The following is a 14,421-nucleotide window of genomic DNA, read 5'->3' as shown; positions in this document are numbered from 1 at the left end:
CTTTACTTTAATATATTTATGCTCAAAAAGTGAATTGATATTCATCATAAATACTTTTATATTGTTATGCAATTAAATTGAATAATAATTTTGGATTTTTTTATGCCTTTGCCTTCGTTTATTTCTATGTATCAACAATTGATTGCAGCCCCTTCTATTAGTGCAATTGAAGACAACCTGTGTATGAGCAATAAAAACGTAATTGAACTCCTTGCTAGGTGGTGCGAAACACTCGGTTTTACGTGTGAAATTATTGAATTAGAAGGAGGTAAAGGCCGCTTTAATTTATTAGCAAAGCGTGGAAAAGGCGATGGCGGGTTAATGCTTGCGGGCCACACAGATACAGTGCCTTTTGATGACAGCTGCTGGAACCACAATCCGTTTAAACTTACCGAACTAGACAATAAATTGTATGGGCTGGGAAGCATTGATATGAAAGGATTTTTTGCTTTTGCATTACAAGCGATTAGTGAACTTGATGAAAAGCAGCAAACTCAACCTATTTTAATACTCGCCACTGCCGATGAAGAAACAACTATGGCAGGTGCACAGCAAATATGTAAGCACCCTAATTTAAAACCTGCACGCTGTATAATTGGCGAACCTACTGATATGACGCCAGTATTTATGCACAAGGGCCATATGAGTACAGCAATAAGAGTGGTTGGTCGCTCTGGGCATAGCTCAGATCCCGAACGTGGCCTTAACGCCATTGAAGTAATGCATAAAGTGATTACAAAATTGATGATCTTAAAAGAGCAATTAAAGCATAAGTATTCAATAAATCACTTTGAAATTCCTTATCCAACATTAAACTTAGGTAATATTCATGGTGGCGATAATGCGAATAGAATTTGTGGTTGCTGTGAAATGCATATAGATATGCGCCCATTACCAGGTTTAAGTGTACAAGAACTACAAGCATTAGTGCTTGATGCAATAAAAGAGATAAATCAGCAATACCCAAATGCGGTGAGCGTTATTGATTTACATGAACCAATCCCGGCATTTAGTGGTAGCACCGACAGTGCTTTAGTTAAAATGGCTGAAAAAATAGCGGGGCAAAAAGCGGTCGCGGTAAATTATTGCACTGAAGCGCCGTTTATCCAACAACTCGGTTGTGAAACAATCGTAATGGGCCCAGGCTCAATTAACCAAGCGCATCAGCCTGATGAGTTTTTAGCTATGGAAAAAATAAAACCATCACAACAAATAATCACCAATATCATAAAAGCAAACTGCTTTAGCAATCAGAGTTATTAACTGCTTATAACAACACAAAATAATAAAGGCGCCAATTGGCGCCTTTATTAATACAAAACTAAGGCTTAATCACCTTTAACTTCTAAGTTAATAAACTTAACTAGCTCTTCAGGTTGCCCTACTAGCATCATAACTTGTTGGTTAATTTCCATCATAGTTTTGCCTTCAGGCAGCTTTGCAGACACACTGAATGAATTTAAACCTTTAGCAAAGCTAGTTAAAGCCTCTGCAATATTTTCAGTTACAGGAGCCTGTTGTAACTGCTGCTCTAACATCATTTCCATTTGCTCTAGCGTCATGCCTTGCTTTTCAAGCTCACTTGATAGTAAGTCTTTTAACTTACCTTGGTTATTTAAGGCAAAGCTAACATTGCGCGGCTCTAACTTACTCATTGCTTGCATAACAAGTGTTTGCTGCTGTAACTCTTGCTCATAAGTAAGTGGCTGGTTACCCGCTTCTTGCTGCGCTTTACTAATCGCTAATGAAGCATCCATTAATGCTTTTGAATTAGCCAAGCCCATATCCATATTAAAACTAACAATGTCTTTTGCATCAAGCTTAACGACTACATCACTATTGCCAGACTCTTCATCGTAATCAAGTGATGAATGTAAGTCGTAACTTGCCGACGCGAGCATTTCGTTTGTATCAGCAGGTAATTTTGAAACAAAATCTTTATCAAACTGAAAGCTTTTTACATCAAATGATGTATGCGGTGATATTTTATCTGGCTCGTAACCTGTTATTTCAATGCTTTGAATATTAGCAACATTGTCGCCCTCTGGGCTTATTACTTCCATATTTGTTATTTCTACGCTTTTTGAAATAACACTTGCCGATAAACCAGCGTATTTAAATGTAGCGCCAGTTTGCTCGCTTACTAAAGCAAGTTGCTTATCTACTTCTGCACGCACTTCTTGTGTAGCTACATAATTTGCATAGCTCACGCCACCAACGCCCGCAGCTACAATCGCTGCAACTATTACTAACTTTTTCATGTTATTTCCTTATTCTATTCTTTGTGTAAACCGAGTTTTATTAAGAGTAACATTACACATTAACACCCGTAAGTATTAATTAATTAAACTAAGCAACTCATGTACTGTTTTAACTGGGGTAATTTTAGCGCCCAGCCCTTCCATCGACTTATGGTAATTACGAAATGGAATATATATTTCTGTAAAACCATGTTGTGCTGCTTCTTTAACACGTGGCACACCACTATCAATTGGGCGTACATCGCCGTTTAAGCTGAGTTCGCCCATAATACATGTGGTACGTGGCACAACAAATTCATTTAAGCTGCTAAGTAACGCGGTTACTAATGCTAAATCAATACAAGTTTCTGTTTCATCAATTCTTAGGCCACCCACAATATTAAAAAACGTATCGTGGAATATTTTGGTTTTAGTGTGTTTTCGTAATATGCCAGTCAGCATTTTTATGCGGTTCATGTTTAAACCAACGCACACACGCTGCGGAAATTCCGCCTCGGTTTCGGTCGTTAAACACTGAATTTCCAGCAATAAATTACGATTGCCTTTACGAATACAGGTAATTGTAGAGCCTGGCGAGTCAGTGGTTGAACCCGACAAGAAAATTTCGCTCGGGTTATCAACGCTTAACATCCCACGTTCGCACATTTTAAAAATGCCAACGGTATCTATATCACCAAAGCGGTTTTTATTTGCCCTAAGGGTTCGAATTTGCCCATCGTTGGTGTCTATGTGTAAAAGCGCATCGACAATATGTACAAGTGTTTGAGGACCTGCTATTTCGTTATTTTTATTTACATGAGCAATAATAAACATGGTTACATCATTTTGCTTACAGTATTGAGTCAATGCTTGGGCGGCACTTTTTACTTGCGAAGGCGAACCTGGGCTACCATTTGCCGTTTCGGTTACAACCGCTTGAATAGAGTCAATAACAGCAAACTTAATTTTATTTTTCTCGAGCTCTTCAATGATGGTTTCAACACTGGTTTCTGAAAGTAAATAAAGCTCGTCAGGGTTATAGTTTAACTTTAAACGATTTACCCTGTTTTTAAACTGCGATAATGACTCCTCGGCCGTACAGTAAAGTGACGGCATACGTTGTGACATTCTCGCCACTAGATCAGATAGCAAGGTTGTTTTACCAGCACCTGGATCACCCGAAATTATATTAACAGAGCCGGTAGTTACACCACCGCTTAGCACACGATCGAGCTCGCCAATTTCTGTCAGCTGTTTTTCTGCCTCTGACGTAGCAATATCATTAATTTTTTTAGAGCCGCCACCAGCACCGCCAGCATAACCACCTACATTTGCTCGAACTGACGCTTTTTTACTCTGCCCTGCTGAAGGTTTAAATTCTGCTAATGTGTTCCACGCACCGCAGCGGCATTGACCCTGCCAACGTGGGTAGTTCATGCCACATTCTGTACACACAAACTCTATTTTTGCCGCTTTAGTCATTTATAACCTTATCTACGATTCTCTAATTTTAAAAACATTTACTTCTAATAACTTATTTTGCCACTTCAAGCATTTACTTAGCAACAAACTCTTGCCTGCGTAAAAATCTAGCGTCACAATCATTAAATACACATGGTGTTTCTTTTTAGCTATAATTTAGGGCATACTTTTTGCTTTGAAATAGTTTAAAGTAACTTGCCAACAAAATGGCATATAACACATAATAACAAGAGCTAAACAGTAGTAACTAAAATAATTGTACCTATATTAATAACATAGCGCGATTTAACGTTTATTGAACTTCTAATAAATGGACTTAACAGTATACCTACTTTTTCAATTAGACGGTGATGGTTTTATAAATGGCTGATGACATAATGCTCAAACACGAAGACCTCGTGAATGAGTTAAAAACATATTTAGGCAATGCTAAATTTGACCTAATTTTCAAATCAAAAACCGCTGGGTTAACCAAACCTGAGCAATTTTTGATGAAAATGGAAATGTCACGCTTATCTCAGCCAGTGGCACGCTTTGTTGATCTTCGTGGATTAGTGACGGGCCAAGTAAAACCGTATGAGCATAACGGCAAACAGCACTTTATGGATGACACAGCCATTGAAGTGTTTGAAAAAGCACTTAAACAGCATGGTGAATATACCCTAGCCGTTTACGAAGCCGTAATGAATACAGAAAATAACCACCGAGTATTACAAAAACAAGCCGCCGAAAAATCAGAACTACAAGAATCAGAAAGTAACTTAAGCACTGAAGTCATTAAGTTTGCCTCTTACGAGAGCCGCCGTGAAGAACGGATGAATTACTCAATAAAAGTAACTATTGATTACAAAGATAAAAAGAACATTGCTGCTAGTACCTCAGATATATCTTTAAGCGGTTGTAAAGTTAAGCTTGCAACGCGCTACTCTATAAAAAAAGGTGAACTAATAGCAATGCGCTTGGTAGGCCTTGAACAAGACTTTGAACTTGGCCTAAAAAACGGTATTCAATACGAGGTTGTTGCCGTTGAAAATATCTCTCGTGAATACAACCACATTCGCTTAAAACGCACTTATATCGAAAATAACGACGCCTTTAATGACTTTTTAGAAAGCTTTATTCACGGTAATAAACGTCGTTATAAAGTAAATTTAGATAACACGCTCGATGCTGTAGTATCAAAGGGGTATGAGCAATACTACATCCCTCGTGTAACGTCTTTATATGTATTTTTAAGCAAAAAAGATGAACAGTATTACCCAAGCCTTAGCCTTACTACTGAAAATAATATTTTTATCCAGCGCTATTTTACCGATGAAAGAAAAACACCGTGTTTGTACAATATACTCAATCATCAGCGCATTACACAATTACTAACCCAAATTACCGCGGTCAAAGAAGATTACCTCTATACATTTACACATATATCATCGGGTAAAATTTACTATTACTCTGCGACACGAACTGAGCTAAATAATAACCCTAAATTACGTGATCTATTTTTAGGTTTTGGTAGCCAAAAAGAAAGTTGGCAGTGCTTTAAAATACAAATAATGCCAAGTCATCCAGATGATTCTTTTATACCGCTTTCATTACCTAATAGTGCTGGCGCTAATATTGAAAAACTCAACAAGCCGCCTTCCCCTCGAGTTAAAGGCCTTATAAAAGACGTTAAATATATTGTTGTACTTACAAGTATTGGCAATAAAACAGAGCAAGCAGATTATAAACAACTTACTTTTGATAAAGCGTTAGTAAATCAGCTTAAACATTTTGGCCACGCAAAACATAAAACGCCACCTTATTTAGATATTGTGCCACTTGAATACGTAAATTTACGCTCGCATAAGCGCTACCTTTATAAAACACCGGTTAGCGTCACTATTAATGATGAAGTATTTAACGGTTATACACGTGACTTTTCTGTAATGGGTTTGCAATTAGAGTCCGAGCAACCAGTCACATTTAAAAAAGGTGATATAGTACTTTTAACATTTCCTGAGCTTCAAAAAATAACTAAAAAGCATAAACTTAGCGAACTAAAGTACGAAATAATGGCCATTAGTAAGTCATTCACTACTATTAACCTAAAAGCGAATCGTGTTGCTGATTTACCCCATGCTGGCGTGACTTTTTTCACTCAGCTAATAGAAGGTAATAAAGACAAACTTAAAGTATCTGAAGAAGCGCCAAAAGTAGAAGGCTTATCTACCGCGCTTAGAAATATGGTTACAAAAAGTGTATGCCAATTTCCGCTGTATTTACACAAGGAAGCTGCACACTTTAAAACAGGTGCAATTGGTTATGGCTTATACGCCAGTCCTATGCATGTTATTTTGCAAAATTTTGGCTTATTAGGTAACAAAACTGACTTTTCGAGTATCCTTACCGAAGAGCAAATTATTAATGTAATAACGCCTAATATTAAAGATCGCAGTCGCCAAGATGCACCGCTCGCTTTTACACTCGCTATTAATTTCGACCCTCGTAAGGGCAAAATTGAAGAGGCTATTGTTAGCCAATGCGCTTTAGGTGAAGACTACTCAAGCTTTTATAAACAAATTAGTAAAGGCATTACATCACAACTTATATTTGTGATGCGTTTGTATATTTCGCGCACAGGTCGCCCCGATACTGACTACCTATCTAATGAGCTTAAATACGTAAGCCAATATGCAATGCATAAAGCAAAAGATTTAGAAGAAGCATTATGGGCTGTTGCAGGCGTGGGGGACGTAGTAGATATAACTGAAGAAGCTCTAAGCCATTTAGAGCTTAAAAAAGAGCAAGTTGAACAAATGGGCCGCCGTAAACTAATTTGGTTAAACCGCTTACGCTAAGCAGTTTAACTTAAACAACTTTAAAGAGCGGGCTCTTTATCTAACGGAATGGCCAACATATACAACAATTGTAATAATGACCCTTCACAAATAGCCGCTTGTGCTTGCTCAACTACTTTAGGTTTGCCATGCACTGCTACACCTAGGCCAGCTTTTGCCATCATGACTAAATCGTTTGCGCCATCGCCAATAGCAACTGTTTGCGACTTCTCAAGCCCTAGTTTATGTTGTAACGACTCTAGAATAATTGCTTTTTGTTGTGCATCTACAATTGTACCCAGTACTTTACCTGTTAGTTTATCGTCTTTAAATTCGAGTACATTAGCGTGCACTTCATCTAAATTAATAAGCTCTTGAACGCGCTCTGCAAACGGTACAAAACCACCTGATGCAATTGCTAAATACCAGTCATGCTGTTTTAGAATTTGACACAGCACTTTAATGCCCGGCATGAGTGGCAATGCACTTTTTAGCTCTTCAATTAAGCTTTTTTCAATACCAGCCAGTTTAGCTACGCGCTGATTTAAACTCTCGCTAAAATCAAGTTTACCCGCCATTGCAAGTGCGGTTACAGAGGCAACTTCGTCGTAAACATCCGCAAGGCGTGCTATTTCGTCTATGCACTCAATAGTTATTGCAGTTGAATCCATATCCATAACCAATAAACCAGGCTCATATAAATTAGGCACAGTAGCAACTTGCACTAATTGACAATCTAGAGTGCTTGAAAACTCTTGTAGTACTAACGGGTTTATAGCTTGATCGGAGTTTTGCGCGTAAAAACACAGTGCTGGAGCTAACCCTAAATCTGGTTGATATTGGCATATAGCAGTGACGGTTTGGTTATGCATAGCTAAAAAATCAATAATGCTAACAATGTGTTTTTCTTCAAAATCACCCGCAAATGCGATGCTAAATAACCCTAATGCTTTGTTTGGTATATAATCAAGAGGTGTAAATGCACCACCACTATAGCTAAACCATTTATTTAGAGTTAAGTGTTGTAATGGTTGCTCAGCAGCTTGCTGTGCCATGTTGATTTGCGACATGGAATCTCCGTGTTTATTTTTATTTTCCTGATAATTGGCATATCATAACTGGTATTATCAACACTAAATTCGCCATCAGGTGGGGTTTAAGGTTATAGTTAGTGTAGTTGTAACATCAAATCAAAATGCTGTCAGTAGCATAAACGGTGACTATGAAAAATAACCATATTAAAAACCCTATTACTGCTTCTCAAAGAAAACGACTTGTTCGCTTAATACTAGCGGCTGGTTGTTTTGTATTACTAAGCTGGGTAGGTGTTAATAGTAGTTTTCAGAGTCATCAGTTACTTTATGATAGTGCCGATAGCACGGCAAAAAGCCTCACTCAGTTTATGGCTTTAAATGTTAAAACACCGCTTATTGAAAAAAACAAACCACAGCTCAACGCCATTTGTAACGATATAAGTAAAGATGAATTTGTACTTTCTGCGACTATTTATGATCAACAAGGCATTTTAATTGCTAGCAGTGACAATTGGCAGTCACATCATATTTATGGACAACTCCCTGACTCTACACCGGGTATTAGTAAACTAAAAACACCTTTTATGGAACCCGTGATAAGCGATGATGACCGCCCTATAGGCTTTGTGTCTGTTACTTATTTAACTCGCGCCGCAATATCCGACAGCCATAATCATTTTCATGACTTAGGTCGTCAAGTATTGTTAATGCTAGTGATTGCATGTATTTTTACGTGGCAGTTAGGGCGTGGATTAAAACGTTGGCAGGTAAATCGCTATATGCAAAAAACATCTGAACAAGAATCGTAAAGCTGCTTTGCAAGCGTCCCTCTTTCACTATGTGGCTTTAAATCACATAACGCGTTAAATACATCAGGTATATGTAATGGCGTGTTAACTTCACCTTGATGACCGCTTAACGGCATTGAAGGTGAGTCGGTTTCAAGCACTAAGTGCTCTGGCTCAATAGCAGCAATAACAGCGCGTGTTTTAACTGCGCGATCATAGGTAATAACACCGCCTATGCCAAGCTTAAAACCCTGCTTAATATAGTACTGCGCTTGTTGAAGTGAGCCCGAAAAGGCATGAATCACTCCCCCGTTTTTTGGCTTACACCGCTTAAACGATTGCGCAATTAAATCATGGCTTTGCCTATGATGCACAATAAGCGGTAAATTAAGCTCATTAGAAAGCCCTATTTGCTGCTCAAATAAATAAGTTTGTTTAGGAAGGTTTTCAATACTTCGATCAAGCCCGCACTCCCCAATAGCAACCAGCTGATGTTTATTTGTAGTCGCGAATTCAAATAACGCTTCTATGTGCGATTCGTTATGTTGCTCTAAAAAGTAAGGATGTAGCCCTGCGGCTATTTTTATACTTGGGTAAGTTGCTTTGAGTTTTATGAGAGTATGTGATTGAGCAAGCGTAATACCCGGCACAACAAACTGATTAACTCCCTTTGCTACACACTCACTTATGAGCGATTCACGATTCGAATCAAACTCGCTAAAGTCGAGGTGGCAATGAGAGTCAATAAATTGCACGGTTACTTACTCATCTTTTAATTAAGGGTTTAAGCGTGTAATTTGCCAGCTGTTATCTGCTTGGCGCTGATATATAAAGCGATCATGCAAACGATGCGCCCCACCTTGCCAAAACTCAATTTTAGTGGGTACTACACAATATCCGCCCCAAAAATCAGGCAATGGAATTTCACCTTTAGCAAACTTACTTTTCATGTTGGCGAAGGTTTCCATTAGTACTTTACGTGATGACACCGGACGACTTTGCGCTGATGCCCATGCAGCTAATTGGCTTTCTTTAGGACGAGATAAAAAGTACTTTGCCACAGCAGAGGTAGGTAATGGTTTAGCCTCGCCATATACAATAACTTGGCGTTCCATGTGGTGCCACGGAAAGTGCAAGGAAATTTTATTATTACCTTTAAGCTCTTGCGCTTTACGCGAGCCCGTATTAGTAAAAAACACAAAGCCGTTATCATCCAAATGCTTTAAAAGCACAATGCGCTGTGAAGGTTGACCGGTTTCATCAACAGTTGCTACAACCATTGCTGTTGGATCGGGTAGTTTGCTTGCTACCGCATGCTCAAGCCATGTTTCAAACTGCTTGAATGGATCATCTTGCAAGTTATCTTCGCTTAACGCGTCTTGCAGGTATTCACGGCGGATATCTTCGAGTTTCATAACAAGTCCTTTAAATAGAGCCTAGAAAAGAGCTTAGAGTAGCGAGCTTAAAACATTAGATGTTGAGTAATAACAAATATTAAGATTCAGGTATATGCGATAGCAATAAACACAGAGCCTCAGGTGCATTCGATAGTAATAAACATAGAGTCTCAGGCGTATCGTTGGGTTTCGTTTCACTCAACCCAACCTACAACGTAAACTACACAACTCAGGTATCTGTAAGTGTAGGAGTGCTAGCAAGGCAAGAAGTTTATTTATGCCAAGGAGCATACGGTTTGTATGTGACTTAGGCTAAATAAACTTCTTAACGCAGCTAAAACGAACTACACAACTCAGATATCTGCAAGTGTAGAAGTGCTGACAAGACGGAGTGCTTTTTTATGCCAAGGAGCATACATTTAGTATGTGACTTAGGCTAAAAAAGCACGACAACGCAGTCAAAGCGAACTACACGCAGCAGAAGGTGATTACATTTGCTCCATGACTTCAATGCCTAGTAGATCCAATCCCGTTTCTAGTGTTTTAGAAACCAAATTACACAGCACTAAGCGGCTGTCGCGCACGCTTGGCTCTACGCCCTCTTTAAGTACTGGGCAGGCTTCGTAAAATGTCATGTATAAGCTTGCTAGCTCATATAAGTAACCACATAATACGTGCGGTGTTGCTTCGCTGATCATTAAATCAAGTACTTCTTCAAGCTGTAGTAGCTTAAGTGCTAGTGCTTTTTCTTGAGGCTCAATAATTGTAACATCTGAATTTAATGTAGCTGCATCAACGCCTGACTTACGGAAAATACTGCGTATACGTGTATAAGCATATTGTAAATAAGGAGCGGTTGCGCCTTCAAAGCTTAGCATGCTGTCCCAGTTAAAAATGTAATCGCTGGTACGGTGCTTAGAAAGGTCGGCGTATTTAACTGCGCCAATACCTACTTTACGTGCAATCTCGCTGCGATCGCTATCACTTAAATCCGATTCACGTTCAGCTAGTTTTGCAGCTGCACGGTTAATTGATTCTTCTAATAAGTCAGCAAGTTTTACTGTGCCGCCAGTACGTGTTTTAAATGGTTTGTTATCGGCGCCCATCATGGTGCCAAACGGGCAAAACTCGTAACTTGTTTCGTCTCGTAATAAACCTGCTTTACGCGCTGTTAGCTCTACTTGATTAAAGTGTAGATTTTGACGTGCATCTACAAAAATTAAGATACGATCAGCACCTAATTTATTTGAACGATAATCACATGCCGCTAAATCTGTTGTTGCATATAAAAAACCACCGCCAGATTTTTGTACGATAAACGCAGATGGTTCACCATCTTTGTTGGCAAGTTCATCTAAAAACACAACTTGCGCGCCTTGCGACTCTACTGCAATATTTTTATCTTTAAGTAGGCTAATAATATCGTTAAGTTCTGCGTTGTATGCGCTTTCAGCCATAATATCAGCTTGAGTAAGTGTTACATTTAAACGCTTGTATACTTCTTCAGAATGCTTAACTGAGGTAGCTATAAACAGTTTCCAAAGTTTTTCACAGTGCGCATCGCCGCCTTGTAATTTAACAACGTAATTACGTGCTTTATCAGCAAAGCCTTCTTCGTCGTCAAAGCGTTTTTTAGCATCGCGGTAAAAGGTTTCTAAATCAGCAAGCGCTACAGAATCTAAATCAACACCTTGGCTAATTTGATCTTCCAAATGCGCGATTAACATACCAAATTGCGTGCCCCAATCACCCATGTGATTTTGACGTACAACCGTATCGCCTCTAAATTCAAGCGCACGCACAATTGAGTCACCAATAATGGTTGAACGTAAATGGCCTACGTGCATTTCTTTAGCAAGGTTTGGTGATGAATAGTCAACAACCACTTTTTGCGGGTTAGCATGCTCGTTTACAGCAAGCTTTGCATCACTGTTAGCGGCTTGTACGCTTTGAGCTAAAAACTCAGGCTTTAAATGAATATTAATAAAACCTGGGCCAGCAATTTCAGTCTTTTGAGCAATATCGCTTACATCAAGATTATCTATAATTTTTTGCGCAAGCTCACGTGGGTTGCTTTTCATTTTTTTAGCCGCGCCCATTGCTGCATTAATTTGGTAATCACCAAATTGTGGACGTGTGCTTTGTGTTACTGCTGGGTTTGTATCTTCAGGTAAGCCTGCGCCCGCCATAGCGGCAATGGCTTTTTCGATTAAAATAGTACGAATATTCATATTTTTTACCTTTGTAAGCCCGCCAAAGCAGGCTTTCAGTTAACTGTAGTCAGTCGATTCTAGTTTTCGCGAGTGTGGTTAAATGTCACTTCTGGGTAACGCTCTACTGATAAATTAAGATTTACACGGCTCGGCGCAATGTAAGTTAAGTTATCGCCACCATCGAGTGCTAAATTACTTTCGCACTTGCGCTTAAAGTCTTCAAACTTTTTAACATCGTCGCTGCTTACCCAACGCGCTGTATTTACGTTTACACCTTCGTAAATAGCATCTACGTTATATTCGGCTTTTAAGCGCGCTACAACTACATCAAACTGAAGTACACCTACCGCGCCCACAATTAAATCGTTGTTTATAAGCGGTCTAAATACTTGCACAGCACCTTCTTCAGAAAGCTGTACTAAGCCTTTTAATAATTGCTTTTGCTTAAGTGGATCGCGAAGACGAATACGGCGGAATAATTCAGGCGCAAAGTTAGGGATACCGCTAAATTTAAGTTTTTCGCCTTGTGTGAACGTATCACCAATTTGAATGGTACCGTGGTTATGCAAACCAATAATATCGCCCGCGTAAGCGTCAGCTGCGCGCTCACGATCGCCCGCCATAAAGGTTACCGCATCAGAAATGCTCACTTGCTTGCCAATTCGCACGTGATTCATTTTCATGCCTTGGCTGTACTTACCCGATACAATACGCATAAATGCAATACGGTCACGGTGTTTAGGGTCCATGTTGGCCTGAATTTTAAATACAAAACCAGTAAAGTTTTCTTCAGTTGCAACAATAAGTCTGTCTTCGGTTTCACGAGGCAGTGGCGTTGGTGCCCATTTAGTTAAACCATCTAAAACGTGGTCAACACCAAAGTTACCAAGTGCGGTACCGTAATAAACTGGCGAAAGCTCACCTGCTAAAAACAGATCTAAATCAAATTCGTTTGATGCGCCAATAACAAGCTCAAGCTCATCGCGTAATTGCGCAGCTAAATCTTCACCAATGGCAATATCAAGTTCTGGGTTATCAAGACCTTTAATGGTACGAACTTCTTGAATTTTATGACCCTGACCTGTTTTGTATAAAACAGCTTCGTCATTATGAATGTGATAAACACCTTTGAACTCTTTACCACAGCCAATTGGCCAAGTAATGGGTGCACAGGCAATATTTAGCTCTGTTTCAACTTCGTCAAGCACTTCCATTGGGTCGCGAATTTCACGGTCACATTTATTCATAAACGTAACAATTGGCGTTGTACGCAGGCGTGTAACTTCCATTAGCTTACGGGTACGATCTTCTACACCCTTTGCCGCATCAATAACCATTAAACACGAATCTACCGCAGTTAATGTGCGGTAAGTATCTTCCGAGAAATCTTCATGTCCTGGAGTATCAAGTAAATTAACAAGTGCGTTGTTATATGGAAACTGCATTACAGAGGTAGTAACAGATATACCACGCTCTTTTTCCATTTCCATCCAGTCAGACTTTGCATGCTGGTTAGAGCCACGGCCTTTTACAGTGCCGGCTCGTTGAATAGCTTGTCCGAATAACAATACTTTTTCGGTAATGGTTGTTTTACCAGCATCTGGGTGAGAGATGATAGCAAAGGTTCGTCGTTTATTAATTTCGCTAAGGAGATTTTGATCTGCCATTAAAAAAGTTCTTTTAGTTTGTATACGGATATTATCCACTTTAAGTATGCTGAGCTTTCAAGGCTTAAATAATACCAATTGCATTAAATTAGCGTTCTATTATAGCGATAATAAAATAGCGCAATAACAAGGCGAAATTATCACATAGAGTTATTCTCTATGAATAATTTTTAACGTAGTTAGTGAGTTATTTAATACGCTAGAACGATCTTGTTTTTAATAAAATTGGTATAGAGCAACCTCGAAAGCTCAACACACCATCAGAAAAGCCCTAAATTGGCCCTTCACATGCGATCCGTTATGTTAATCGTAATTGAAGACTATTTTCGCTGATCTTGGCCTTATAAACAATCAATGGTTGGTTATTAGCTGATCTTTTTTATTAATATGGATTTTGGGAAGCCTAACTGCAAATGAGGTACAAAAAAATCAGTAATAAGCCAAATAAATAGGATCAGCACACAATACACCAAGCCTCTGCACACCATTAGAATTTTTAAGCCTTGCTTGAGAATATAACCTAGTGGCCCGGCTAACAGCCCTGCGTTAACCCACTGGTATTTATAACTAAGAGTAAATTAGAAAATTTAATTTTAAGTGATAGCATTTATCTTTAAAAAAATGACTTTAAAAGATGTAAATTTATGTAAACTTTTTTGAACAATAAAATAACAGTTATAAGCATGTAACTTATTAAATTAAAATAACTTAATAAAATAAAAAAACACCAATACAGAGCTAAATACCATGTAACTACTGATTGTAATTTAGCCACCAAGAC

10 protein-coding genes are annotated in these 14,421 nt (G+C 38.8%); 3 read left to right on the top strand and 7 right to left on the bottom strand.

Going from position 1 to position 14,421, the window contains the following annotated elements:
* Positions 1-102: 102 nt before the first annotated feature.
* Positions 103-1,263 carry an acetylornithine deacetylase gene (argE, locus tag I6F54_RS04645; protein WP_197139968.1) on the top strand — a complete coding sequence of 387 codons (1,161 nt, stop codon included), beginning with the start codon at positions 103-105 and terminating at the stop codon, positions 1,261-1,263.
* 65 nt (positions 1,264-1,328) lie between these two features.
* On the opposite strand, the gene I6F54_RS04640 is transcribed toward argE, so the two are convergent.
* Together I6F54_RS04640 and radA are read right to left on the bottom strand one after the other, a co-directional pair.
* The gene (locus I6F54_RS04640) at positions 1,329-2,261 is read right to left on the bottom strand and encodes a hypothetical protein (protein ID WP_024608998.1); all 933 of its coding nucleotides are present in this window, start codon (positions 2,259-2,261) and stop codon (positions 1,329-1,331) included.
* A 75-nt stretch (positions 2,262-2,336) separates the two neighbouring features.
* Positions 2,337-3,722: a DNA repair protein RadA gene (gene radA, locus I6F54_RS04635; protein ID WP_024590039.1), complete on the bottom strand. Its 1,386-nt coding sequence runs from the start codon at positions 3,720-3,722 to the stop codon at positions 2,337-2,339.
* A 362-nt stretch (positions 3,723-4,084) separates the two neighbouring features.
* Here radA and I6F54_RS04630 point away from each other — a divergent pair, with 362 nt between their 5' ends.
* Positions 4,085-6,562, top strand: a complete 2,478-nt coding sequence (locus I6F54_RS04630; protein ID WP_197139966.1) for a PilZ domain-containing protein — start codon at positions 4,085-4,087, stop codon at positions 6,560-6,562.
* Positions 6,563-6,582: 20 nt separating this feature from the next.
* Here the strand turns inward: I6F54_RS04630 and serB are convergent, their stop codons facing one another.
* Entirely contained in the window at positions 6,583-7,611 is a 1,029-nt protein-coding gene (gene serB / locus I6F54_RS04625) for a phosphoserine phosphatase SerB (RefSeq protein ID WP_165740678.1), read from the bottom strand.
* Positions 7,612-7,763: 152 nt separating this feature from the next.
* Between serB and I6F54_RS04620 the strand changes: the two genes are divergently transcribed.
* Positions 7,764-8,384: an AhpA/YtjB family protein gene (locus I6F54_RS04620; protein ID WP_007581635.1), complete on the top strand. Its 621-nt coding sequence runs from the start codon at positions 7,764-7,766 to the stop codon at positions 8,382-8,384.
* Here the strand turns inward: I6F54_RS04620 and I6F54_RS04615 are convergent.
* From I6F54_RS04615 to prfC, 4 genes are all read right to left on the bottom strand, one after another.
* Complete coding sequence (locus I6F54_RS04615) at positions 8,351-9,118, bottom strand: TatD family hydrolase (RefSeq protein ID WP_165740679.1); 768 nt, start codon at positions 9,116-9,118, stop codon at positions 8,351-8,353. The genes I6F54_RS04620 and I6F54_RS04615 overlap by 34 nt on opposite strands.
* Positions 9,119-9,139: 21 nt before the next feature.
* Positions 9,140-9,778, bottom strand: a complete 639-nt coding sequence (gene pdxH, locus I6F54_RS04610) for a pyridoxamine 5'-phosphate oxidase (protein WP_197139964.1) — start codon at positions 9,776-9,778, stop codon at positions 9,140-9,142.
* 470 nt (positions 9,779-10,248) lie between these two features.
* Complete coding sequence (gene argS, locus I6F54_RS04605) at positions 10,249-11,991, bottom strand: arginine--tRNA ligase (protein ID WP_197139957.1); 1,743 nt, start codon at positions 11,989-11,991, stop codon at positions 10,249-10,251.
* 59 nt (positions 11,992-12,050) lie between these two features.
* Entirely contained in the window at positions 12,051-13,640 is a 1,590-nt protein-coding gene (gene prfC / locus I6F54_RS04600) for a peptide chain release factor 3 (protein ID WP_007581628.1), read from the bottom strand.
* Positions 13,641-14,421: the final 781 nt, after the last annotated feature.

It is taken from the genome of Pseudoalteromonas sp. SWXJZ10B, from assembly GCF_015864475.1.
GTDB classification, from domain to species: domain Bacteria; phylum Pseudomonadota; class Gammaproteobacteria; order Enterobacterales; family Alteromonadaceae; genus Pseudoalteromonas; species Pseudoalteromonas arctica.
The sequence above is the reverse complement of the archived record's forward strand: the minus strand, read 5'-3'. Positions and strand labels throughout refer to the sequence as shown.

Bases quoted from the DNA above. Each gene is read 5' to 3' on its own strand.
- argE (WP_197139968.1), top strand. From the start codon at position 103: ATGCCTTTGCCTTCGTTTATTTCTATGTATCAACAATTGATTGCAGCC.
- I6F54_RS04620 (WP_007581635.1), top strand. From the start codon at position 7,764: ATGAAAAATAACCATATTAAAAACCCTATTACTGCTTCTCAAAGAAAA.
- argS (WP_197139957.1), bottom strand. From the start codon at position 11,991: ATGAATATTCGTACTATTTTAATCGAAAAAGCCATTGCCGCTATGGCG.
- I6F54_RS04640 (WP_024608998.1), bottom strand. From the start codon at position 2,261: ATGAAAAAGTTAGTAATAGTTGCAGCGATTGTAGCTGCGGGCGTTGGT.
- radA (WP_024590039.1), bottom strand. From the start codon at position 3,722: ATGACTAAAGCGGCAAAAATAGAGTTTGTGTGTACAGAATGTGGCATG.
- serB (WP_165740678.1), bottom strand. From the start codon at position 7,611: ATGTCGCAAATCAACATGGCACAGCAAGCTGCTGAGCAACCATTACAA.
- I6F54_RS04630 (WP_197139966.1), top strand. From the start codon at position 4,085: ATGGCTGATGACATAATGCTCAAACACGAAGACCTCGTGAATGAGTTA.
- prfC (WP_007581628.1), bottom strand. From the start codon at position 13,640: ATGGCAGATCAAAATCTCCTTAGCGAAATTAATAAACGACGAACCTTT.
- pdxH (WP_197139964.1), bottom strand. From the start codon at position 9,778: ATGAAACTCGAAGATATCCGCCGTGAATACCTGCAAGACGCGTTAAGC.